General features: G+C 40.3%; 23 protein-coding genes. 11 read left to right on the forward strand and 12 right to left on the reverse strand.

The features are described 5' to 3' along the window. Positions 1-79 precede the first annotated feature (79 nt). Positions 80-472 carry a hypothetical protein gene (locus NST39_RS05265; RefSeq protein ID WP_044140658.1) on the forward strand — a complete coding sequence of 131 codons (393 nt, stop codon included), beginning with the start codon at positions 80-82 and terminating at the stop codon, positions 470-472. On the opposite strand, the gene crcB (NST39_RS05270) is transcribed toward NST39_RS05265, so the two are convergent. Genes crcB (NST39_RS05270) through NST39_RS05280 form a run of 3 tightly spaced genes read right to left on the reverse strand, consistent with a single transcriptional unit; the run spans position 469 to position 1,952 of the window. After that, a complete protein-coding gene (gene crcB / locus NST39_RS05270) occupies positions 469-834 on the reverse strand; it encodes a fluoride efflux transporter CrcB (RefSeq protein WP_268483926.1) in 366 nt (121 codons plus the stop codon). The two genes, NST39_RS05265 and crcB (NST39_RS05270), sit on opposite strands and share 4 nt — an antisense overlap. Then, a complete protein-coding gene (crcB, locus tag NST39_RS05275; RefSeq protein WP_044140660.1) occupies positions 835-1,230 on the reverse strand; it encodes a fluoride efflux transporter CrcB in 396 nt (131 codons plus the stop codon). Positions 1,231-1,235: 5 nt separating this feature from the next. Further along, the gene (locus NST39_RS05280) at positions 1,236-1,952 is read right to left on the reverse strand and encodes a glycerophosphodiester phosphodiesterase (protein WP_268483921.1); all 717 of its coding nucleotides are present in this window, start codon (positions 1,950-1,952) and stop codon (positions 1,236-1,238) included. A 307-nt stretch (positions 1,953-2,259) separates the two neighbouring features. Here NST39_RS05280 and NST39_RS05285 point away from each other — a divergent pair, with 307 nt between their 5' ends. The 3 genes from NST39_RS05285 to NST39_RS05295 all read left to right on the forward strand — a co-directional run bounded on the left by NST39_RS05285 (position 2,260) and on the right by NST39_RS05295 (position 4,375). Beyond that, positions 2,260-2,361 (forward strand): YhdX family protein, encoded by a 102-nt coding sequence (locus tag NST39_RS05285; protein ID WP_008359843.1) that lies wholly within the window; start codon positions 2,260-2,262, stop codon positions 2,359-2,361. Between the two features lie 164 nt (positions 2,362-2,525). Next, positions 2,526-3,614 carry a mechanosensitive ion channel family protein gene (locus tag NST39_RS05290; RefSeq protein ID WP_106064912.1) on the forward strand — a complete coding sequence of 363 codons (1,089 nt, stop codon included), beginning with the start codon at positions 2,526-2,528 and terminating at the stop codon, positions 3,612-3,614. Between the two features lie 29 nt (positions 3,615-3,643). Then, entirely contained in the window at positions 3,644-4,375 is a 732-nt protein-coding gene (locus NST39_RS05295; protein ID WP_445662391.1) for an NAD-dependent protein deacylase, read from the forward strand. A 43-nt stretch (positions 4,376-4,418) separates the two neighbouring features. Here the strand turns inward: NST39_RS05295 and NST39_RS05300 are convergent, their stop codons facing one another. Next, on the reverse strand, positions 4,419-5,273 hold the full coding sequence (locus NST39_RS05300; RefSeq protein WP_106064914.1) for a polysaccharide deacetylase family protein: 855 nt from the start codon (positions 5,271-5,273) through the stop codon (positions 4,419-4,421). Between the two features lie 296 nt (positions 5,274-5,569). Between NST39_RS05300 and dat the strand changes: the two genes are divergently transcribed. After that, a complete protein-coding gene (gene dat, locus NST39_RS05305) occupies positions 5,570-6,427 on the forward strand; it encodes a D-amino-acid transaminase (protein WP_341027399.1) in 858 nt (285 codons plus the stop codon). A 248-nt stretch (positions 6,428-6,675) separates the two neighbouring features. Here dat and NST39_RS05310 read toward each other — a convergent pair whose 3' ends face one another. Next, positions 6,676-7,182: a universal stress protein gene (locus tag NST39_RS05310; protein ID WP_003210990.1), complete on the reverse strand. Its 507-nt coding sequence runs from the start codon at positions 7,180-7,182 to the stop codon at positions 6,676-6,678. Between the two features lie 560 nt (positions 7,183-7,742). Here NST39_RS05310 and NST39_RS05315 point away from each other — a divergent pair. Further along, complete coding sequence (locus tag NST39_RS05315; protein ID WP_341027401.1) at positions 7,743-9,500, forward strand: ABC transporter ATP-binding protein; 1,758 nt, start codon at positions 7,743-7,745, stop codon at positions 9,498-9,500. Continuing rightward, positions 9,497-11,512 (forward strand): ABC transporter ATP-binding protein, encoded by a 2,016-nt coding sequence (locus tag NST39_RS05320; protein ID WP_111912709.1) that lies wholly within the window; start codon positions 9,497-9,499, stop codon positions 11,510-11,512. The genes NST39_RS05315 and NST39_RS05320 overlap by 4 nt, the downstream gene beginning before the upstream one ends. Before the next feature lie 104 nt (positions 11,513-11,616). On the opposite strand, the gene NST39_RS05325 is transcribed toward NST39_RS05320, so the two are convergent. From NST39_RS05325 to NST39_RS05355, 7 genes are all read right to left on the reverse strand, one after another. Next, positions 11,617-12,234, reverse strand: coding sequence for an NAD(P)-dependent oxidoreductase (locus NST39_RS05325; protein WP_341027402.1), 618 nt, complete (start codon positions 12,232-12,234; stop codon positions 11,617-11,619). Positions 12,235-12,723: 489 nt separating this feature from the next. Further along, on the reverse strand, positions 12,724-12,927 hold the full coding sequence (locus NST39_RS05330; protein ID WP_003210761.1) for an alpha/beta-type small acid-soluble spore protein: 204 nt from the start codon (positions 12,925-12,927) through the stop codon (positions 12,724-12,726). A gap of 233 nt (positions 12,928-13,160) precedes the next feature. After that, positions 13,161-14,267, reverse strand: coding sequence for an ABC transporter ATP-binding protein (locus tag NST39_RS05335; RefSeq protein WP_044140668.1), 1,107 nt, complete (start codon positions 14,265-14,267; stop codon positions 13,161-13,163). Between the two features lie 140 nt (positions 14,268-14,407). After that, positions 14,408-15,283, reverse strand: coding sequence for a helix-turn-helix domain-containing protein (locus tag NST39_RS05340; protein ID WP_044140669.1), 876 nt, complete (start codon positions 15,281-15,283; stop codon positions 14,408-14,410). 20 nt (positions 15,284-15,303) lie between these two features. Beyond that, on the reverse strand, positions 15,304-15,513 hold the full coding sequence (locus tag NST39_RS05345; RefSeq protein ID WP_003211787.1) for a YheE family protein: 210 nt from the start codon (positions 15,511-15,513) through the stop codon (positions 15,304-15,306). Between the two features lie 155 nt (positions 15,514-15,668). Beyond that, the gene (locus tag NST39_RS05350; protein WP_341027404.1) at positions 15,669-17,027 is read right to left on the reverse strand and encodes a YheC/YheD family endospore coat-associated protein; all 1,359 of its coding nucleotides are present in this window, start codon (positions 17,025-17,027) and stop codon (positions 15,669-15,671) included. Next, a complete protein-coding gene (locus tag NST39_RS05355; RefSeq protein ID WP_341027405.1) occupies positions 16,984-18,087 on the reverse strand; it encodes a YheC/YheD family protein in 1,104 nt (367 codons plus the stop codon). Before NST39_RS05355 ends, NST39_RS05350 begins: the two co-directional genes overlap by 44 nt. Before the next feature lie 213 nt (positions 18,088-18,300). On the opposite strand from NST39_RS05355, the gene NST39_RS05360 reads away from it, so the two are divergent. From NST39_RS05360 to NST39_RS05375, 4 genes are all read left to right on the forward strand, one after another. Further along, positions 18,301-19,434, forward strand: a complete 1,134-nt coding sequence (locus NST39_RS05360; RefSeq protein WP_341027407.1) for a DUF445 domain-containing protein — start codon at positions 18,301-18,303, stop codon at positions 19,432-19,434. A 121-nt stretch (positions 19,435-19,555) separates the two neighbouring features. Then, a complete protein-coding gene (locus NST39_RS05365) occupies positions 19,556-19,912 on the forward strand; it encodes a YlbF family regulator (RefSeq protein WP_012009440.1) in 357 nt (118 codons plus the stop codon). A 451-nt stretch (positions 19,913-20,363) separates the two neighbouring features. Next, positions 20,364-21,230 (forward strand): Cof-type HAD-IIB family hydrolase, encoded by an 867-nt coding sequence (locus tag NST39_RS05370; protein ID WP_065098937.1) that lies wholly within the window; start codon positions 20,364-20,366, stop codon positions 21,228-21,230. A gap of 114 nt (positions 21,231-21,344) precedes the next feature. Further along, positions 21,345-22,844, forward strand: coding sequence for a coproporphyrinogen III oxidase (locus tag NST39_RS05375; protein WP_341027409.1), 1,500 nt, complete (start codon positions 21,345-21,347; stop codon positions 22,842-22,844). The last annotated feature ends 65 nt before the right edge of the window (positions 22,845-22,909 follow it).

Below are 22,909 nucleotides of genomic sequence, written 5' to 3' on the forward strand. Positions count from 1 at the left end.
TTTTTAGGTATTTAGTCTCTTTTTGCGAATGTTCGTTCGGGTTATAATGAGAACAAACGTTCGATAGAGGGGGATGGACATGCTTTGGTATGAAACAGCAAGTATCACGGAGAAAAAAACCTCAATGAAACGAATTGAGTTTCATTTGAAGAATTTCAAAAATTACCAGGCTGCGATTTTAAATATCGAAAGACAGCTTGAAAAAAGAAGTACGCATCATTTGGATCACATGACACGGAAGAAGTTAGAACAGCAAAAAAATCAGTATGAACTCATCGTTGCTTGTATTGAAACAGCACTAAAAGAGCTGGATGAGATAGAGAAGCAGCTCATCGATTACAAATACTTTCGAGATTGGCGTATGGCCAAATGTGCGATGGAAATCGGCTATAGTGAAAAAACCCTCTTTTTAATGAAGCGCCAGCTTATGGATCAACTGCTCATTAGCTTAGCTGCGATTACCAATATTTAAAAAAGGTGTTGTCCTATTTGATAGAACGCAGCAAAGAGACAGAAAGACCCGATGATTGTCATCAATAAGTAGACAGCAAGTTTTCCGATTTGCCGCTGCTGTAGCATGGTCGCAGACTCTACACTAAACGTAGAGAATGTTGTGAAACCACCGAAAAAACCTGTTCCAATGATCACAAGCAGCGGATGATTGGCAGTCACGGCACCTGTCAGTATACCTAAACCGGCAGCACCTAATAAGTTGATGAGAATAATGCTGTACGGGAAACGAGCATGAGACTTAGTTTTCTGTATCGATTGGCTAATGAAAAAACGAAGGGCGCTGCCAATCCCGCCGGCAATAGCTGTATATAAAACGATCATTTATCTGCCTCCTCTCTGCTGCTTATTTTGATGAAAGAGCTGCTGAGCTAGCATTAGACCACATAAGGCAGCGGCTACTCCAGCAATGACTGAGAGCAGGATGTAGATCACACTTGAAGTGAATTGCCCAGTCTGTAATAAAAGAATCGTTTCTTTAGAAAAAGTGGACATTGTCGTAAAACCTCCGCAAAAACCTGTTCCGATCAAAGCGGCAAGATATTTTTTTCCCTTCTGGAACATAAAATATCCTGTTGAAAAACCAAGAAGCAGACTGCCTGTCACGTTTTCGATTAGCGTTGCATAGGGGAATGTTTGGCTGACGATCGATTGGCTTAGTTCATATCTGCAAAGTGTCCCAATCAGTCCACCAATAAATACGGCAAGATACGCTTTCATTTACATCATTTCTCCTTTAGAAAAAATGGCGGGTGATCCGTCACCACACCATCAACGGGATATTTTTTGATTCGATCGGCTGTTTTTTGATCTTTCACAGTCCATATAAACACATCCATCCCGAATGCGTGGATGCGGTCTATCCACCACCTGTTGATCATCGTTTTTTTCATATTAAGACAATTTGCAAACGAGCTGTATGCCGTTAACTTTCTTTTTGTCAGTTTAAATGCATTGGGCTTTATAATCAAAGCTGTTCGAAGAGAAGGGGCGAAAGCTTTGATTCTTTGCAGTGCATGATCGTCAAAAGATTGAATCATGATATGACGAGAATAGGCAAAACGATTGACGATGCGGGCAACTGCCTTTTCAATTCCTATCTGCCGTTTTGGGTGTTTGATCTCGATCAATATCCCGATCCGCTGGCTGTATCTTTCAAGAATTTCGTGTAATGTTGGAATTCGTTCATTTGTGTACTGTTGGTCAAACCAGCTTCCTGCGTCCAGTTTTTTCAACTGATCGAGTGTATAGCTTTTGACTAAGCCGTTCCCGTTCGTCGTTCGGTCAACTGTATCATCATGGATCACGACGACGTGCTGGTCCAATGTGAGCTGTACATCTAATTCAATATAATCTGCACCCTGCTGAACAGCTAAATCAAATGCAGCAATTGTATTTTCTGGGGCAGCGCTTGATGACCCTCTATGCGCAATAATATACACATGCTCCAGCTCCCTGACTTAAGTTCTGGTCTTATCATATCAAATGCTTTACCGTTTTTCCTTCTTTACTATATGGACGAAAGAAGAGCTGTATGTAATGGTGAAGCGGATTGCTAAGAAAGTATGAGAATACAAATGTGATAAGTTGCAGGAATATCCCAAGCCATGATTGAGTAAATCTGAAGTACATCAATTTTTTCTTCGATCAATTTTGTCCAAATCGTCAGCGTTCGCCAAAATATTAGTGCTTTCGTCATGTTGACTGAAAATTCTGATGTTTTATAATGATGAAAAGGAGGCGAGATGATTGGGTAAAGGGAGAATTAGAGTGGAAGAACGTATTAAGGTCGAAACGGATGCTGAAATGTTTAAAGCGACTCTCCTTGATCAGGCTCAGAAGAAAAAGTAGTTTGCTGCCCGTCGATATGTCTCTAGCCAAAATTTCATAATTGAACATCATGCCTCGGGACTGGTCCCGAGGCTTTTTATTTAGAGGTCAGACATTTATGAGAGGACATAAACGAAGGTTATATTATAAACTAGAGAGGATTGTTTTAAAGGAGAGAGACAAACATGTTTACACAAAAATGGATGGATACATATTTTACAGTAGATGTTGCGATCCAAATCGGTATTAGTCTTTGTATTTTATTGCTTTTTTTATTGCTTCGGAAAGTATTTACGAAGTACTTATTTCATCTTCTCTTTAGGCTGACCAATCGGTCTAAAACGGAGGTCATTAACCAAATTGTTGTGGCATTCGAGAAGCCAGCCAGACTGTTTTTTGTCGCACTTGGGTTATATTTTGCGTTAAGACAGGCACCATACTTTGAGCATCATATGGATGTCATCGTCAAATTATATAGATCCTCCATTATATTGATGCTGACGTGGGGGCTTTGTAATTTAACCGCAGCTTCTTCTTTCTTATTTCAAAAAGTAAATTCGAAATTTGAATTAGAAATGGATGATATTTTAGCGCCGTTTTTATCAAAGGTGCTTCGTTTCATTATTATTGCACTAAGTATTAGTGTCATTGCACAGGAATTTAATTATGATGTAAATGGACTTGTGGCAGGTCTTGGTCTAGGGGGTCTAGCCTTTGCGCTTGCAGCACAGGACACGGTGGCGAACTTTTTTGGAGGGGTCGTCATCATTACAGAGAAGCCTTTTACAATGGGCGACTTTGTGGAGACACCAAGTGTTCTTGGGACTGTCGAGGACATTACATTTCGAAGTACAAAATTTAGAACACCTGCTGAAGCTGTCGTGACAGTTCCGAATTCTACGCTTTCAAAGGAACCAATTACGAACTGGACGAGAATGAATAAACGCCAAATTACGTTTTCCGTACGTGTATCCTACAATACACCAAAGGAAAATCTGGACCATTGTATCAAACGTCTCAAACAAATGCTTTATGAACATGATGGGGTGCACAAGGAGACAATCATGGTGAATCTCGATGTACTGGCAGACAGTTATTTGAATTTATTTTTTAACTTTTACACAAACACGACGGCCTGGGCTGAAAACCTGAATATCAAACAGGATATTAACTACCGTATTATGGATATCTTCCATGAAGAAGGTGTAGAATTTGCCTTCCCTGGACAGACCATTTACATGAAACAAAAAGGTGAAAAACAGCTGAGTGAATAAAGGAGGAAGGATGAGTGGATCAAACAAAGGTGGCAGTGCTAAGAGAGAAATTAACGCAGGCTTCACATATAATGGTACTTTCAGGTGCGGGGATGAGCACGGAATCAGGTATTCCTGATTTTAGGTCAACGGGCGGTTTATGGACTGAAGACACCGTTCGCATGGAGGCGATGAGCCGGTCCTACTTTTTATCAAATCCTCATCAATTCTGGCCGAAATTCAAGGAATTGTTTCAGATGAAAATGAGCGGGGAATACGAGCCGAATAGCGGGCATACCTTTTTAGCAAGCCTTGAGAAACAAGGAAAACTTGTAGAGATTTTTACCCAAAATATTGATGGCCTGCATAAAAAAGCAGGAAGCCAGCATGTATATGAACTTCACGGCTCCATTCAAACAGCTACTTGCCCATCATGCCAAGCGACATATGAATTGCCTTATTTATTACAAGAAGAAGTGCCTGTATGTCTAAAGGTTTCCTCAGACGGACGGACATGTGGGCAAGTGCTGAAAACAGATGTTGTCCTTTTTGGAGACAGGGTCAAACATTTTGATCAAGTAGAGAAATCACTTCAGCGAGCGGACCTTCTGCTCGTCATGGGGACTTCCCTAGAAGTAGCGCCAGCAAGATATATTCCAGAAGATGCCGCTCAAAATCCTTCCATCTTCAAGGTGATGATGAATTTGAGTGAAACAGAATACGATCCACTGTTTGATCTTGTCTTTCATGAGCGAATTGGCGATCTCGTGAAAGCTTTATAACTCATCAAAGACCCCGCATCCAAAAAAGGAGCGGGGTCTTACTTTATTGTTGTAGCGGCTTCATCGTTTCATCAAGAACTTCAAATGTATAGCCCTTCGCTTTTAGCTGTGTGAGCAAACTGTTTAAGTATTTTGCTGTCGCTGGCTGATCGTGCATTAAGATGATTTTTGGTTCTTTTGGATGTTTTGTCTCTAGCATTTGCAGCTGATTTAATACCTCTGGTACATATTTAGAGCTTTTATATTTCCAGTCAAGACTGTCAATTGTCCAATCCCAGTAGATAAAGCCTTTTTGTTTTAAACGTGCTTTTTGCTGATCCGTTAAATTTGGAGCGCTGCCATAAGGTGTTCTCACAAGGTGTGTATACTCTCCTGTGACAGAAGCCAAAATGCGCTGATCTTCCTTCATCTCATTAACGGGAGAATCACTTTTTTGATAAAAGCGTTTCACATCATGTGTGATCCCATGAAGACCTAACTGATGACCTTCTTGATGAAGTCTTTTCACAGCTGCCGGATGTTCTTTAATCTGTGGCCCAAGCATGAAGAATGTGGCCTTTACTTGATGTGCCTTAAGCACATCTAAAAGCTGGTTTGATGTCGCTGACGGACCATCATCGAAGGTTAAAAAGATCGTTTGATCCGTTACATGTTTGTTTGGGTTGATCTTAAAATGTGCATCTAATGTTTTCGTAGAATCATCTTTTGCTTTCAGACTTGTGCTTGTGTCTCGGAATTGACTGCTCGCAGACATTTTAGCCGGCTGATCTGCTGCCTGCATATTGGTTTTAGATATATCCCAAATAAAAAAGAGGATCAGTGACAGAATCACTAAACCAATCGCCTTTGAGAGCAGCATCGTGTTTGAAGGTGTCTGTTTTTTCGTAACCCGTTGCATTACAATCGCTCCAATAAATCAAAAATTTGTGTCGAATCATGTATTAGATTCTGTCTTTTTTTATTGTTTTTTGTCGTGTTTATATGGAGTAAGTATACAGGAAAAAAGAGCCTATGAATATAGAAGATGCTAAAAAATTGGAATCTTTTTGGTTATGAGTCTATGTTTGTTACAATAGAAAGTTGTCCATTTACCATGATGTGAAATAATTCTGAATAATCATTGAAACGTACCCATTTATCCGCTAAGATAGCATCAGATTCAACCATTAATGCGAAGCGAAGGGGAGATTCCGTATGAAAGTATTGTATAATGACGATTTCATTGAAAAAAAGGATGCGCATGTGGATATTGAAGACAGGGGCTATCAATTTGGTGACGGCGTCTATGAGGTCATCCGTGTATACAATGGGAATTTGTTTACATTAAAAGAGCATACAGAGCGTCTGTTCAAGAGTGCAAAAGAAATCGGCATTCATCTTCAAGGTGCAGTATCAGATATGGAAGAAAAGTTAAAACAGCTCGTCGCCCATAACCAATTAACAGATGGCGGTGTGTATATTCAAGTCACACGAGGCGTCGCACCTCGTAAACATCAATATGGCAATTCTCTCACTCCTCAAATCACAGCATATACGTTCCAGGTGAAAAAGCCTGTTCATGAGCAGACAGCTGGTGCAAAGGCTATATTATCTGAGGACCTTCGCTGGTTAAGATGTGATATTAAAAGCTTAAATCTTTTATATAACGTCATGGAAAAACAGAAAGCATCTGAAGCTGGTGCGTTTGAAGCCATTCTGATTAGAGACGGTTTTGTGACAGAGGGTACTTCCTCGAATGTATATGCCATCATTGATGGCGTGATTCGCACACATCCCGCAAACAATTTTATTCTAAACGGTATTACCCGTAGAAAGCTTCTTGAAGTATGTGATGTAGAGGGATATAGCGTTGAAGAAACGCGTATAAGTAAAGAAGAGCTGCTGCGCGCGCAGGAAATCTTCATCAGCTCGACGACGGCTGAAGTCATTCCGATTGTTGAAATTGATGGTCAGCCAGTAGGGGAAGGCGTTCCAGGAGAGTTAACAAAGCGTGTACAGGAAGGCTTCCAGCAAAAAATTAAACAGGAAAGTGAAGCATCGATTTCTTCATAAATAAAAAAAGGCTGTAAACGAATGTTTACAGCCTTCAGCATGTAGACAAACCCTCGCATTCGTTGTCAGTCCTGCGTGCTGGTGCTCACGAATGTCAAATTCGCTCCGCGCCAGTACTCGTCCTTCCTAGACTTCAAAGGTTTTCTATCAAGCTGAAAAGAAGACAAAGGGCTAAAATCAAGATCATTTTAGCCCTTTGTCAACAATCTGAGGCTGTAAACGAATGTTTACAGCCTTTTGTGATTCTTTTATTTTACAATAAGCACAGGTATATCTGATTTTGATGATAACTTTTCACTTACACTGCCAAAGAGCATTTTTTTCAATCTGCTTTGGTCACGGGCTCCCATGACGATGAGGTCTGCTGAAATGTCTTCAGCATATTCGATAATCGCTTCCGCTGGTTCCCCCTCAACAATTTCAATGGCAGCTTCAAACTGCTCCTCATTTAAAAGCATTCTTGCTTCTGCAACGACCTCTTCTGTATGATCTTCAAAAATCAAGGGACTTTGTTGTTCATCATGAGGTACATACACAGGGGGTGTTTGAAGGTCTGCCATGCCGCCGCCGATATAAGCTCCGCCAGTCATTGGGCGCGGTGCATCAAACACCTGTCTGCTTGATTTGCCATCATGTGCATAGGCAACGGTCAGCTTGGCATTCAAGGTTTTGGCTAAAGCGATTGCCTTTTTTAATGCTTTCTTACTGTCTTCATGTCCATCAAACGCAACGACCATCCGATCAGCTTGAAACAATGTCCTCATTCCTTTCAAAAGGAGTCTTTACACTCATGGTATACCCGTTATCTGAAAAAGATACACATGAAGGCGATGAACTTTTTGTTAGAAAATTTCATTTATTGAAAAATATTTATTGACAAAATGGTGACAGCCACTATAAGATAAAAAAAGATTCAAGAGCCAAAAGGAGGAAATGTCATGTGCAACATCATTGGAAGAATGAAATCAAACTGTATGAATGGGTTGATTCACGTGACAATTACACCTTCATTGGTCATTGAAAAGGGACTCGTATGTTCCAATTGATCGGATGAATCAAGGCGTATGTTGCGTATTTGTCAACATGCGCCTTTTTACATGACGAAAAGAGGCGTACCAGATAGCTGGTTGCCTCTTTTTTTGTTGTATTCATTTCGCATTTCGAAATAAAGGGATGGAGATCAACAAGTAAATGAAGAGGAGTGAAAGCATGTGAACATGCCAAAAACAAGACAAATGACAAAAACCAAAAAAACAATTCAAGGTGACAGCCAAGAAAATCTAGAAAGCGGCTAGCTTTAAAAGGAGAGACACACATGTTTTCAGTATTTACGAAATTAGGCTGGTTCTTCAAACAAGAGTGGAGGCGTTATACGATCGCCATTACACTCCTGCTCATTGTGAATGTGCTTGAAATGCTGCCGCCAAGATATCTTGGGCAGGCAGTTGATGACATTCGTTCTGGTCAATTTACAACATCCAGTATAATGTTTTATGTCACTATTTTTTGCTTGCTAGGTGTCGTCGTCTATACGCTGACATATTTTTGGATGTATCAGTTATTTGGCGGCGCAAATGTCATGGAGCGTGTAATGCGCGGGAAACTCATGCGCCACTTACTCAAAATGACACCCACCTTTTATGAAAAGAAAAAAACTGGTAACTTAATGGCATTAGGTACAAACGATTTGAATGCTGTAGCTTTAACGACAGGTTTTGGCGTTCTGACATTGGTGGATTCCACTGCTTATATGCTGATGATCTTTTTTACGATGGGGCTGACGATTAGCTGGAAATTAACTTTAATGGCGATTATCCCTATGCCGCTAATGGCGCTCTTGATTGCGTATTATGGCAGCAAGATTCATGATCGCTTTACAGTTGCTCAAGATGCATTTGGTGATATGAACGACCGCGTGCTTGAATCAGTCGCAGGCGTCCGGGTCATCCGGTCTTTTGTACAGGAGAAACAAGATGTCGAACGCTTTCGTCAAATGACTGATGATGTATTTCAAAAAAATATGAGAGTGGCGGTCATTGATTCATTGTTTGAGCCGACAGTGAAATTACTTGTCGGTGTCAGCTACTTAATAGGAATTGGCTACGGAGCCTACCTTGTATTCCAAAGCGATTTAACCATTGGTGAGCTTGTCGCTTTTAACGTCTATCTTGGGATGATGATCTGGCCAATGTTTGCGATCGGCGAGTTGATTAATATTATGCAAAGAGGAAATGCGTCGTTAGACCGGTTGAATCATACACTCAGCTACAAGCCGGATGTCACAGACGCTTCTCAGCCAAAAACGTTACAAGAGCCTGGCGATATTCAGTTTGACCAAGTGACGTTCAGGTATCCAACTTCCCCTAAAGATAATTTAATTGATGTGTCCTTTACGGTTCGAAAGGGGCAGACGATCGGAATTACAGGCAAAACAGGAAGCGGTAAAACGACTATCGTAAAACAGCTTCTGCGCCAGTATCCAACAGGTGATGGTCAAATCCTGCTATCAGGAGTCCCAATCCAAGAAATCGAATTGGATCAGCTATTTCAATGGATCGGATACGTACCGCAAGATCATATTCTTTTTTCTAAAAGTGTAGAAGAGAATATGCGTTTTGGTCATCGAGACGCAAAACAAAATGAATTAGCACAAGCGATCAAAGATGCTTATTTTGAAAAAGATTTACGTCTTTTGCCAGAGGGTCTCGAAACCATGGTCGGAGAAAAAGGTGTGGCGCTGTCAGGTGGACAAAAGCAGCGTATTTCCATTGCACGCGCTTTATTAATAGATCCCGACATTTTAATACTGGATGACTCACTTTCTGCGGTAGATGCAAAAACAGAAACCGCTATTTTAGAAAATTTAAGGCAAAATCGTCATGGAAAAACGACGTTTATTACGACTCATCGTCTATCAGCTGTTGAGCATGCAGATCTCATACTTGTCATGGAAGAAGGACGCATCGTTCAAAAGGGAACTCACGAAGAGCTCATTCAGCAAGTTGGATGGTACAAAGAACAATTTCTACGTCAGCAGCTGACAAACCAGCTGGAAGGAGGGGATGAGGCATGACAACAGGAAGAAGACTCCTTGCCTACGCACTCCTTTATAAGAAAGTACTGTCTGTTGCCTTGATCTTTCTCATCATTGCAGTAGGTGCTGAACTGACAGGACCATTTATTGGGAAGAAAATGATTGATGATCATATTTTAGGTGTAGAAAAGCCTTATGTCGAGGTCAATGAAAAAACAGACAAAACCGTTTATTACCAGGGAAATAACTATATACGAAGCGATCGATTAGACAGTGGTATGGAATCTGGAAAACAAATCAATGTGGTGCAAGTTGGATTCGGTTACTATTTTGTGAATGAGCCGATTCGTTTTGATGGAAACCGAAAGATCTCGGGAGATCAGCTTACCATTGAAAATGGAAACGAGCGCGAGACCTATCAAGTACAGCGTTTATCGAAAGAGGAAATTTTCTCTTTTTATGAGCCGGAAATCAGTGGTTTGGTGCAGCTTGTTCTATTTTATCTAGGGCTTCTCGTTATTGCGATTTTCTTTCAATATGCGCAGCATTATCTGTTACAACGAATAGCCAATCGAATTATTCAAAAAATGAGGGTGGATGTATTTGAGCATATTCAAACACTGCCTATCCGGTATTTTGATAATTTACCTGCTGGAAAGGTCGTAGCGAGGATTACCAATGACACAGAAACCATTCGTGATTTATATGTGACAGTCCTCGCTAATTTCGTGACGAGTGCGATTTACATGATAGGAATTTATATTGCCATGTTTTTATTAAATGTGAAGCTGGCACTCATTTGTTTAGTGGCGGTACCGATTATTTTCCTATGGTCGATGACCTACAGAAAGTTTGCATCAGTGTACAACCACCGCATTCGTTCGATCATTAGTGACATCAATGCCAAGCTAAATGAAGCCATTCAAGGGATGACCATTATTCAAGCGTTTCGTCATGAAAAAGTGACGAAAGAGGAATTTGATGAGCTGAACAACAATCACTTTCGATATCAGCGAAAGATGCTGCATTTAAATTCACTTCTGTCGCATAACTTGGTTAACCTGCTTCGGAATTTAGCCTATGTGGCACTCATTTGGTATTTTGGCGGTGCGTCCTTAAGTGCGACGGGCATTGTGTCAATTGGTGTGCTCTATGCGTTTGTCGATTATTTAAATCGATTATTTCAGCCGATTACAGGTATTGTGAACCAATTCTCGAGATTGGAATTAGCAAGGGTTTCATCGGAAAGGGTTTTCCGATTATTGGATGAGCCAGGAACAACAGTGGAAGAACCTGTTCAAAAGAAAATGGAGGGACACGTTCAGTTCCAAGATGTCACCTTTGCTTATAATGAAGGAAATAATGTATTAAAGAACATTACGTTCGAGGCGAAAAAAGGCCAAACGGTTGCACTTGTGGGGCATACTGGTTCTGGGAAAAGCTCGATCATGAACTTGCTGCTGCGTTTTTATGACATTCAGCAAGGAGACATTCTCATTGATGGAGAAAGCATTTATCGCCAGTCTCGGCAAACGTTGCGGAAACAAATGGGCATTGTGCTTCAAGACCCGTATTTATTTTCCGGAACGATTGCATCTAATGTCAGCTTAGGAAATGAAGACATTAAAAGAGAAACGATTGAAGCATCATTAAAACAAGTAGGCGCAGTAGAGTTATTGAAGCACCTGCCAGAAGGATTTGATGAACCAGTCGTTGAAAAGGGAAGTACTCTTTCCTCAGGGGAACGTCAGTTAATTTCATTTGCTCGTGCACTAGCGTACGATCCAGCGATCTTAATTTTAGATGAAGCCACCGCAAACATTGATACAGAAACAGAAGCGATCATTCAGCGAGCGCTTGATGTCGTCAAAGAAGGACGAACAACTTTTGTCATTGCTCACCGATTATCCACCATTAAGAAAGCCGATATGATTTTGGTTTTAGAAAAAGGGGAAATTGTCGAGCGGGGCAGTCATGATCAACTCATGCAGCAAGAAGGGCTATATGCGCAAATGTACGAACTGCAAAAAGGTGCTGTGGCAAACAGCTGATGAATCACAAAAAAGAGCCTATTCATATTGAATGAGGCTCTTTTGATTTGCATAAAAAAGTCGAGAAATCGTTTTTGACCTCGATCTTTACTCGTTATGCGTCATTAGTAGGCAATGCCGACGCGTTGATGTACAAATTCCTTCGAATTTAACTGCTGATATAAAAAGTGTGCGGTATCTTCAACTGAAATTTTCTTTCCATCTATAGGGAGAAAATCTTTCTCATAGCGATATGACCGTGTCACTTCTCCGTCTGGTAAATAGGTTGGACAAATAATGGTCCAATCTAAATCAGTCGATTGAAGGATTTCAAACGCTTTGGCATGCTCCTTAGCTGCTCGGGAAGTGGTCCGCCTTGATTCATTTGTTTCAAAACGGTAAAGTTCTGGCTGCTGCCTTGCCTTTAAAATACCTGCTGTACCTATTGTAATAATTCTTGATGTATTTGATTGCTTCATGGCTTGTACGATATGTTCCATTGAAACAGATAATGTATCATCACCATCTGTCGATAGACAGCTCACAACAATATCTGCTCCTTTGATCGTCTCAAGCACATCTTCTTGATTTCTTGAATTGCCGGTGACTTGAAACATACCCGCAAGCATTTCTTCTCGGTTTGTCCGAATCAATGAACGAACTATGTAACGATCATCTACTTGAACGAAACGAAGAAATGCTTGTCCTACACGTCCATGAGCACCGAAAAGAGCTATTTTCATCTGTTCGATCCCTCCACTACATACTATAAGTGAAAAGAACCGAAAATGGTACAACTTTTATGTGATGCTTTTTTTATAAAGGTGAAAGGACCGAATACTATGAGCATATTCACATAATAGAGAGATACCTACGAATTGTAGAAGTTCAAAGTTCATACCGGAAATAATGTCCATGAAGATCCGCTCCTTTCTACTCCATGATATGAGCTGGAAAGGAGATTGGTGAGGAGGAATAACAAAAAAAGAAGACACCTTAAGAGGTGCCTTCTACAGCGTGTAGACAAACCCTCGCATTCGTTGTCAGGTCTGCGTGCTGGTGCTCACGAATGACAAATTCGCTCCGCGCCAGTACTCGTCCTTTCTAGACTGCAAAGGTTTTCTATCACGCTGAAAAGAAGACAAAAGGCTAAAATCAAGATCATTTTAGCCCTTTGTCAACAATCTGAAGAGGACACCTTAAGAGGTGCCTTCTAATATCCAGATATGAAATTAAGCTTTTGTTCCACCCATGTGTTGTTGCGCGTAAGACACAAGACGTTTTGTGATTTCTCCACCAACTGAACCGTTAGCACGAGCTGTAGTTTCTGCTCCAAGGTTAACGCCAAATTCAGAAGCGATTTCGTATTTCATTTGATCGATTGCTTGCTCTGCTCCTGGAACTAGTAATTGATTTGAACTATTAGAATTTGCCATGATGTGAATCTCCTTTTTGTATATGATTTGGTTTTTGGTTGGGTTTGCTGGAATCGCACCAGCGAAATGATCAAGTCATTTGCCACTTGGCGAAACCCAATGCAGTAACTGCTTTGTACTAAGTATTATGGTGATTTTCGAAAAAAACATACGAGAAAAGAACATGGTAAATGTTGTTCAACATGCAAAAAAGCCATCACTCAATCATGAGTGATGGCACTGCATATATCTCTTTATTCAGCGGAACGGATGCGGAGCTCCGTATCCGAATCAAAGAAGTGGGCTTTGTTCATATCGATGGCAAGAGGTATAGATTGTCCGGCCTGAACCTCGGTACGAGAATCAACACGTGCAATAAAAGACTGACCATCGAGAGAAGAGTAAAGCATCGTTTCTGCTCCCATTAATTCAGCAACTTCTACGTTGGCATCGATCTTTGTGCCCTCAGACGCTTCTATAAACACGGGTTCATCATGAAAATCTTCTGGTCTGATACCAAGGATGATATCTTTTCCGATATAACCTTGGCTGCGTAATACCTTCATCTTTCCTTCTGGTACACGTATATGTGTTTTTCCAACTGCAATGGCACCGTCAGAGAGCTTTCCTGTAAAAAAATTCATCGCAGGAGAACCAATGAATCCACCAACAAATACATTCTCAGGATTTTCATATACATCCTTCGGCGCTCCAACCTGCTGAATAAAGCCATCTTTCATTACGACAAGACGAGTAGCCATTGTCATAGCTTCAGTCTGATCATGTGTGACATAGATAAATGTCGTTTGCAGACGCTGATGAAGCTTAGATATTTCAGCACGCATTTGAACGCGAAGTTTTGCATCTAAATTAGAAAGCGGCTCATCCAAAAGAAAGACCTTTGCATCACGCACAATTGCTCTCCCGAGTGCAACACGCTGTCTTTGACCTCCAGACAGTGCTTTTGGTTTCCTGTCTAAATATTGCTCAAGGCCTAATATTTTAGCGGCATTTCGAACCCGCTCATCAATTTCTGCTTTCGGGAACTTTCGCAGCTTTAATCCAAAAGCCATATTATCGTATACATTCATGTGAGGGTATAATGCATAGTTTTGGAATACCATTGCGATATCCCGGTCTTTTGGTGCTACATCATTCATCCGTTTTCCGTCTAAAAGAAAATCCCCTTGTGAAATCTCTTCAAGTCCTGCAATCATGCGAAGGGTTGTTGATTTTCCGCACCCAGATGGACCAACAAACACAACAAATTCTTTATCTTCTATATGTAGATTAAAGTTGTCTACTGCTGTTACCTTGTTATCATACACTTTATAAATTTGATTGAGCATCATTTCAGCCATAGATGATAACCTCCCCATTCTCTTATTGAAAGCGCTTTATCTTGTAAATAAAGTGTATAAAATGGGGAAGCGTCTGTAAATGGACAACGTGCACAACATCTCATTTTCATTTTTGGGCAGGGTGCTCATGTTACTGAATGTTATGAAAGGTCGAGAAGATTCATCATAAAATAGACGGCAGATGCTTCTGGAAAATGTCGTATATCAATTCCTGTTCGCTCGATAAATTTATCGATTCGATATTGAAGGCTGTTTCTGTGAACATATAAAGCTTTTGCTGCCTTAGATGCATTTAAGTTACATTGCATATAAGTCATGAGGGTACGGTAAACGTCCCGATCAAGGACCGCCTCTTTAAAAGCATCTGAAATAGCATGAGAGAGGGCGGGTTCATCATAACGTAAGAGTGATGGCAGACATTGATAAAATGTGCAAATCCCCGACCTAGGCTTAGCTCGCTGCATATGGCCCAAGAAAAGCTGCTGTTCTTTTAACAATTTATTCTGTAAATGTTCATTTGGCAAATGAAGCTGTCCTTGTAAAAAGACTGAGTCTGTTAAAAAGTCACTTGTAATGGCTAGAGACAAATCATATAGCAGCTCTAATTGACTATTTTCTGATGTAGCGTTTGTTTGAATCAGCATCGCTGTATGAGCGCCTGTCCAAATGAAATGAGTTTGTTCGAGGCTGTTGACCACAGCCTCTTTTATTTGCTGCCTTTGTTCTGCTTGATGTGCCATTTTAAAATAATATACACGGACGGGGTGCTGAACAGTTAGTGGTTTGTTATCAAAAAGATAGCTGTACCATTTTTGTTCATCCTCAGTCTGCTTTGTGTGAGAAAGATCAATTGGTGTAAGGAAAGTATTGAGAAGAAGTGTTTCTCTAGCTGTAAGCTTTGATTTGTCTACTCCAAATAATTCGCCTTCGTCTGTTTGGTACCAAAGAATTTGATGATCATCTGTAGGGGAGCTGATGATATGCTCTCCGTAAACAAGCTTTAATTTTTCTAACATGGCGAAGCTCCTTAAACAGTTTAATCATAGACATGGAATAGCATTAATTCGTGGATTTCTTCTTTTAATGTTGGTTCGACTTCATGGGGCGGAAGCTGAGAGCCCCATTCAATATCACCTGTTTTGTGGTAGATGCCTTCGTAGTGCGCACCATTGTGAAAAAAGGATATTTTCCAGCCTGGCAATTGTGCTTTTTTAAAGAGAGGTTTCCATTGAAAATGAGAAATCATATCATCATTGCCTCCTTGCTTATATTGATGAAACAATAAATAAACACGACAATACGGAAACAACCTTGAACTTGATTTTATTGTATCTCATCTGATGAAAAGAGCATAGGAAAAGCATAGATTTCATAACACCCTCACTTTAAAACGAAAAACAGTCAGTAGACGTTTGTATGGTCTGTAGTTGTTGAGGTCGTTTGTGAAACGTAAGATGCGTAATCCATGATTCTTTTGCCGATCAGCCTTTCTGAGTTTCGCAATGAGACATGCTGGAAAACCTCTCGGCCAGGGCGAGAATTGGCTTCAAACATCCAGATAGCTCCTGTCTGATCAATCCCTAAATCAAAACCGATTTCACCAATATGACCGGACATTTTTTCATCAATTACCTGACTAAGCGTGATGGCAGTAAAAGAAAGCTGCTCTAAGATTTTTAAACGCTTCTTCTTTTCTGGAAAAACATCATAAAGTGTTCTCACCGAGCCACCATGTGACTGGTGAGTCGTGACGTTGTGATTGCCAGAAATTTTTGCTGCTGCTGCTGTGACTGTCCAATGACCGTACTTATTTTTATTGGTATGGACTCTGAAATCCATTGGTTGATTGTCTATTTGAAGAAGTGCAATGCCTTGTTGAGCCATAAAGTCTTGAACTGCGTGATCTTTCCGGAGATTGGTCACGAAATCCTCTAATGAGTCATATGGAACAGCTCTTCCTTGATTTGAGCATACAATGATTCCATGAGCCTTCTTGTTTAATTGATAAATATCGTCGCCGTGACTGCCGTTTGACGGTTTTAAGTAAATGACCTGATGAAGATGGAGTAGTGTTTCTATTTTATTTAGAGCGTCCACCGGGTCCAATTGTATGGAATGTGGAAGAAAAGGACATGTTTTTTCATCTGTTAACAGTTGTTCATGAATATCCCATTTGTTAAAAAAATGAGGGTTGAACCAAGGAATATCATAGTCTTGAGTGAGTTTACGTTTTGTTTCTTGAATGAATGCTGACTGAGCAGCCTTTCTACTTGGAAGACGGTCGTAAATGACTGAAGGCAGGGGCATCTGTTTTTTAACCCATGTTTGCTGTTGGTACAACAATCCCTCTACCATTCCTTTATCCCAACCAATAGAATGAGTACCAAAAAGATAGGCAAAACCGGCATGTTGTTTGAAAGAGCGCAGCAGTTTGATAAAAAAGTCTGATCTCGTTCCAAGTGGCTGCGCGCTTTGCTCAAAACCTGCGGTGAAAATACCAAGCAGTGGCCCTATAAACAGGGTATGATCAATGGCAATCACATCAGCTTTTGATTGATATGGAATTAGTAAATCTCTGTATAGATCTTCTGATAATAAAATTTTCTTCGGATGTTGATGATAGGAAACGGTGAAGTCATCTACTAAACGGGAACCTAAAGCAAGAGAATAGATCGCCTCCTGCTGTTTAAAACGGACGGGAAGATGAACTGTTTTTTCACTTGTGGGATGAGGAGCGATGATGCAGCGATTTTTGTTCATAAGAAACCTCCTTCGGTTGAGACTTCATCGATTGGGCATGTGCAAGAATGGTACGAATCAAATGATTTTCCTTGTCAGGATAAGCTTTTAAAAAAGCGGATCGCCCTGGTTTTGATCTTATATTTGATATGAAAAGCCTGCCTTCACTTGTATGGAGTAAGTCTACAGCGAATTCAAAGCAAGGGGAAAGGGTTTTATCTATATATGCTGGCAGAGATGCTTGAATGGATGCAATATCATCTAAAAGAAGCTCTTTGATGTGCGGCTGCAAGGTGTTTATATAGTGATCAAAGACTATCATGGATGTTGATTTTTGTGTAATGCTTAAATGACTATTTTCTGTAGGTGATTTTGTGTGAATCCCTATGCGATTCCACTGATTTTGTGAATCTTTCATCAGGAAAATCCTTATTTCATTGAATAAAAAGTCTTTTTCATCACTCGTCTGAAAAAATTGAAGGAAATATCGGCCTACATATTTTTTACACCAGCGCTCTATATCTGATGGATGCGAAAATGTGATAACTTGCTCGGGACTTAGCTTAACAGTGAAAGTGTTGTCTTTTAAGAAAATGAAGTAAGTAGATGCTGCATGGTGTTGAGAAAGCGGCTGCATTTTACAATAACCATCTTTCCTTAACATGCTGAGAAGGTCTGATGGCTTTTTTAATAATGAGCAGACAGGTAAATATGGCTGTAAAGCAGGGAGAAGGCAGAGCTGCTCGAATAGCATCATTTTATTTGAAATACCTGTATTCAAAAAATCTGTTTTCGGATACTTTTTCAGCCATTCCATGATTGGTTTTGCTTTTTTAGATTGTGCGTCATGCTTGTAAAGGCATCGATCGTAAATCAAGTCAGGAATCTCAAATTCTGCTGCGACGAATCCATGACCATTCGTATATGTTTGACCTTGTATCAAATTTGAAGCCGGCTTTAAATCAAGTGGTGTAAAACGGACAACCTTTAAACCATAAGCAGGGGCAGCTTTGGCTAGCCCACGTGTGAATGCCTCTTCGTACTTCGGTGAAAGGGTCACAATACCTAATGTTGATGTCATTAAAAACACCTTCTTTTCAACTTCTTTTTTTACCAGCAGAAAAACACTTTTTCATGATTTTACTTAAAGATTTCGCTCCTTTATCATTACGACAGATCGATTGATCATATGTCTAGCAGCATGCTTCATTTGCTTGGGAACTTGACAACAACTATAATACGTATAGGTTAAAACAATAAACATCAGGTGTTATTTGAAAGGTTGATGACGACTTTGAATATATTCACAACGTTTATCTTTATGATTGTGATAGGCGCAGTCATTGGAGCAGCAACAAACCATCTTGCGATTAAAATGCTTTTTCGCCCTTATAAGCCGTATTACTTATTCGGGAAACAGCTTCCTTTTACACCAGGGCTCATTCCAAAAAGAAGAGACGAAGTAGCCAAGCAGGTTGGTGTCATGGTGATGGAGCATTTGCTCACGCCAGAAGGTATTCAAAAGCGATTTGAATCATCGGAGGCAAAGCAAGAGATCTTACATACAGTCCATCGATATATTGACAAAGGCGCTGAAATGGAGATAACAATGCTATCTTTGCTTGAAAGCTTCGGCGTATCACAGGCTGACGTCAAAGCAGATGAATGGATCCATGAGTGGTCTGATCATAAGCTCAATTCACTACTTGAAAATTATAATGAGCAAACTTTATCTGAATTGCTTCCGCTAGATGTGGAAAACAAAATATCTTCAAAAATTCCAGATGCAGCAGATTATATTTTAAAGAGAGGGATTCATTATTTTGAAAGTGAGGAAGGAAAATCAAGACTCGGTAATATGATTGATGATTTCTTAAAAGAAAGAGGAATGCTCGGCAGTATGGTCCAAATGTTTCTAGGAAATTCAAGCTTAATTGATCGGGTACATCCTGAAATCATCAAATTTTTAAGAAACGCAGAGACAAAAAGGTTTTTATCAGATTTGCTTGTTCAAGAATGGGACAAGGTGAAGCAGTTCTCTCTACATGAGCTTGATGAAAGATGGAATGTGAAGGAACTTATATTTAGCGTGAAAAACCAATTGCTTTCTCATTTCTCAACCAAGCTGATATTAGACAGGTCAGTTGGGTCATATGTCAGTGCTGTAGCGGATGATCTTAAAACACACGTTGCACCAGTACTGATTCAAAAGGGGATCAGTGCGGCATCAAATGTTTTAGAGGGTCTGCTGGCAAAGTTGCAATTTGAAGACATCATTCGTGAACAAATTGAACTTTTCCCGCTAGAAAAAATGGAAGAGCTTGTCGTCAGTATTTCCAATAAGGAGCTCAAGATGATTACATTCTTAGGCGGTCTTTTAGGCGGATTAATCGGCGCAATCCAAGCAATCTTTGTCACGCTATTTTAAGACAGACTAGAGAAATTTTGATGAATTCATTGTATATATGTGAAACGAAAGCCATAGTTTGTTATAGTGGAGTGGTGTCCGCCGATCATATCGGTGATAACGGATAGAAAGGAGACATAACATGTCTGTAAATGTTTATGATGTTGCATATGACCTTGAAAAAGCACTGCGTCATAGCGAAGAATATTCAACTTTAAAAAATCTTTATGATGAGGTAAACGCGGATGAATCCTCTAAAAGAATGTTCGAGAACTTCCGTGACATTCAAGTAAACCTTCAACAAAAACAAATGACTGGTCAAGAGATCACACAAGAAGAAGTGGAGCAAGCTCAAAAAACAGTAGCACTTGTTCAACAGCACGATAAAATCTCTCAGTTGATGGAAGCAGAACAACGTGTGAGTGTTCTCATCGGAGAATTAAATAAAGTGATCATGAAGCCTCTTGAAGAGCTTTATGGGAATCCAGAAGAAAATTAATAAAAAGGGCGATGATATTCGCCCTTTTTTTATTTCAGATGTTCCCTGTCCAACTTTTCAAAAAAAGGTTGTCGAAGCTCATAAATTCTGCGATAATACTTATATTGAAAGTGCTTTCAAACGAGCGCTCTCATGGGACAATTGGGTGCGTTTCACTTGGGATTTATGGCGATTAGCCAAACGAGAGAGAAGCGCTTCTGGGAGAAACACAAAGCATAAGGGGATCTGATATAAGCAATGCTTTGGTGTGTGAAAGATAAGGGGATCATGGGGAGCTTCATCACCTCATTGTGACGCATCCAAACCATACATAAAAAAAAGCCTAGGGGTAGGCTTTTTTTATTTGCAAAAGATTCATAACACACAGAGCTCTTTCAACTGCATGTTCTAAAGCACCAAGCTAGGGCATATCCTCATCGTAAGTACAGTCATCAAGAAGGGGGATGCCTCAGTGTCAAAAAAATTACTTGCACTCAATATAGATGGAACGTTACTTCGTTCCAATGGAAAAATCCATTCCGCTACAAAAGAAGCTGTGGAATACGTGAAGAAAAAAGGGGTTTACGTGACGCTTGTCACCAACCGGCATTTTCGTTCCGCACAAAAAATTGCCAAGGCGTTGAAGATTCCAACGTCAACCCTTGTGACGCATAGTGGTGCATTTATCGCGAATAAACTCGATGAGCCGCTTCATGTGAAGAAACTAACGGAAGAAAAAACGTTTAATCTTGTACAAATTCTTGAAAGCTTTGATTGTAATGTTCGCTTGCTGCATGAAAAATTCTCGATTGGCAACCGGAAAAAAACGCAGTCACAGCTGATGGGAAAGACGTTGATTCATCCGTCTGATCCAATTTTCTATCCCGTGCAATTTGTTGAATCGCTAAGTGATATGCTGATGGATGAACCGGTCAGTACACCAGTGATTGAAGTATATTCAACCGCAGAGCTTCAGCCTGAAATTCACCGCACCATTCAACAAGCTTTTCCATCTGTCGATCTTATTCGGATCAGTGATGAGAAAATGAATATTGTATGCAAAGGCGTATCGAAAGAAGCGGGGCTTTCTCTATTGACCTCAGCATTAGGTTTGACTTTAGAAGATACGGTGGTCATTGGGCAGGGAACAGATGATATCCCAATGCTCGAATTGGCTGGCTTAGGCGTTGCGATGGGAAATGCACCTCATACTGTTAAGCGTAAAGCCGATTGGGTGACACGTTCGCACGATGAACAGGGAGTCGCTTATATGATCAAAGAATACTTTAGAATGCAGCAAAGAGAAGGATTTTTACATCAATTCGATATTAAACGATAATATAGACGAAGGCCCTGTCAATTAAGAAATGGCAGGGCCTTCAACTGTTCCAGTCATTGCTTTTCCTACATAGATTTTGTAAAATGAAACAAGTTTGAAGATAAAGGTGATACGATGCGAATTTTAATTAAAGGGCTGTCAGATGAACGATTTCATCGCCCGCTTGTCAATATAGCCAATTTATTTGAAGAAGATAGTGAAGTGCTGTTTGATCCAGATGAATTGGAAGATGGCTTAACCATGGTGTTTAGCTGGGAAGAAGAAAATGGAACGGTGGAAGCATCTGGCTATATCGCTGGGGCAGACATCACTAGTCGTTTTTCGCGAGACGTCCCAGAGGGCTTGAATGACAAGGAGCGCTGGAAGCAAATCAAAAACACAGTGCTGTCTGTTTATTTACATCTGCTTCAGGAGCACACAGGAATGACGCAAAAGTGGGGTATTCTCACAGGGATACGTCCTACAAAATTACTTCATAAGATGCTGAGAGAAGGTATGACAAAGGAAGATGCGCATGCTGCATTAAAGCGTGATTATTTGATTCATGATGAAAAAATCGATTTGATGCAGGAGATTGTTGACCGTCAGCTTCAAGCGATTCCGGATCTGTATGACCTTCAGCATGAAGTAAGTATTTATATTGGTATTCCTTTCTGCCCAACAAAATGCGCTTATTGCACGTTTCCTGCTTATGCGATTAAAGGACAAGCTGGAAGAGTGGGAACGTTTTTGTTTGGTCTGCATTATGAGATGCAAAAAATTGGTGCTTGGCTAAAAGAACATGGGATCAAAGTGACGACTGTTTATTTTGGCGGAGGTACGCCGACAAGTATCACTGCGGAAGAAATGGATTTGCTGTATGAAGAAATGTATCGCTCGTTCCCTGATGTGAAACATATACGGGAAGTGACTGTCGAAGCAGGACGTCCTGATACGATTTCGCCTGATAAGCTAGAGGTGCTAAACCGATATCATATTGACCGGATTAGTATCAATCCACAATCGTATGAGAATGAAACACTGAAAGCCATTGGCCGGCACCATAGTGTAGAAGAAACGATTGAAAAGTATCACTTATCAAGACAGTATGGCATGAATAATATTAATATGGACTTAATTATTGGTTTGCCAGGAGAAGGGCTCAAGGAATTCCAGCATTCCTTGCAGCAGACTGAAGAACTTAAGCCTGAATCTTTAACTGTGCATACGCTCTCCTTTAAAAGAGCGTCTGAGATGACACGCAATAAGGACAAATATCAAGTAGCTGACCGAGAAGAAATCACACGTATGATGGATGAAGCGGTCGCTTGGACGAAAGCACATGACTATCATCCTTATTATTTATATAGACAAAAAAACATCTTAGGGAACCTTGAAAATGTCGGGTATTCATTAGATGGACAGGAAAGTTTGTATAATATCATTATTATGGAAGAAGTGCAGACAATCATTGGGATTGGATGCGGTGCTGCTAGTAAGTTCATTGATCCACGTTCAGGAAAAATTACGCAATATGCCAATCCAAAAGATCCAAAATCATATAATGACCGTTATGAACACTATACTGAAGAGAAAATTCAATTTCTTGAGTCATTATTTGTTCCTCACGTTTAAACACTGCGGTGACGCAGTGTTTCAGATTGTTGACAAAGTGCTAAAATGACCTTTATTTTAGCACT

Origin of the sequence: Bacillus sp. FSL W8-0645 (genome assembly GCF_038007905.1) — a bacterium.
In the GTDB taxonomy this organism is placed as follows: domain Bacteria; phylum Bacillota; class Bacilli; order Bacillales; family Bacillaceae; genus Bacillus; species Bacillus pumilus.

What these genes read in the sequence shown, in the direction of transcription:
- NST39_RS05290 (WP_106064912.1), top strand. Translation starts at nt 2,526, where the DNA reads ATGTTTACACAAAAATGGATGGATACATATTTTACAGTAGATGTTGCG.
- NST39_RS05335 (WP_044140668.1), bottom strand. Translation starts at nt 14,267, where the DNA reads ATGGCTGAAATGATGCTCAATCAAATTTATAAAGTGTATGATAACAAG.
- NST39_RS05365 (WP_012009440.1), top strand. Translation starts at nt 19,556, where the DNA reads ATGTCTGTAAATGTTTATGATGTTGCATATGACCTTGAAAAAGCACTG.
- NST39_RS05355 (WP_341027405.1), bottom strand. Translation starts at nt 18,087, where the DNA reads ATGACATCAACATTAGGTATTGTGACCCTTTCACCGAAGTACGAAGAG.
- NST39_RS05330 (WP_003210761.1), bottom strand. Translation starts at nt 12,927, where the DNA reads ATGGCAAATTCTAATAGTTCAAATCAATTACTAGTTCCAGGAGCAGAG.
- NST39_RS05325 (WP_341027402.1), bottom strand. Translation starts at nt 12,234, where the DNA reads ATGAAAATAGCTCTTTTCGGTGCTCATGGACGTGTAGGACAAGCATTT.
- NST39_RS05320 (WP_111912709.1), top strand. Translation starts at nt 9,497, where the DNA reads ATGACAACAGGAAGAAGACTCCTTGCCTACGCACTCCTTTATAAGAAA.
- NST39_RS05300 (WP_106064914.1), bottom strand. Translation starts at nt 5,273, where the DNA reads ATGCAACGGGTTACGAAAAAACAGACACCTTCAAACACGATGCTGCTC.
- NST39_RS05375 (WP_341027409.1), top strand. Translation starts at nt 21,345, where the DNA reads ATGCGAATTTTAATTAAAGGGCTGTCAGATGAACGATTTCATCGCCCG.
- dat (WP_341027399.1), top strand. Translation starts at nt 5,570, where the DNA reads ATGAAAGTATTGTATAATGACGATTTCATTGAAAAAAAGGATGCGCAT.
- NST39_RS05350 (WP_341027404.1), bottom strand. Translation starts at nt 17,027, where the DNA reads ATGAACAAAAATCGCTGCATCATCGCTCCTCATCCCACAAGTGAAAAA.
- crcB (WP_268483926.1), bottom strand. Translation starts at nt 834, where the DNA reads ATGATCGTTTTATATACAGCTATTGCCGGCGGGATTGGCAGCGCCCTT.
- NST39_RS05265 (WP_044140658.1), top strand. Translation starts at nt 80, where the DNA reads ATGCTTTGGTATGAAACAGCAAGTATCACGGAGAAAAAAACCTCAATG.
- NST39_RS05315 (WP_341027401.1), top strand. Translation starts at nt 7,743, where the DNA reads ATGTTTTCAGTATTTACGAAATTAGGCTGGTTCTTCAAACAAGAGTGG.
- NST39_RS05345 (WP_003211787.1), bottom strand. Translation starts at nt 15,513, where the DNA reads ATGATTTCTCATTTTCAATGGAAACCTCTCTTTAAAAAAGCACAATTG.
- crcB (WP_044140660.1), bottom strand. Translation starts at nt 1,230, where the DNA reads ATGAAAGCGTATCTTGCCGTATTTATTGGTGGACTGATTGGGACACTT.
- NST39_RS05340 (WP_044140669.1), bottom strand. Translation starts at nt 15,283, where the DNA reads ATGTTAGAAAAATTAAAGCTTGTTTACGGAGAGCATATCATCAGCTCC.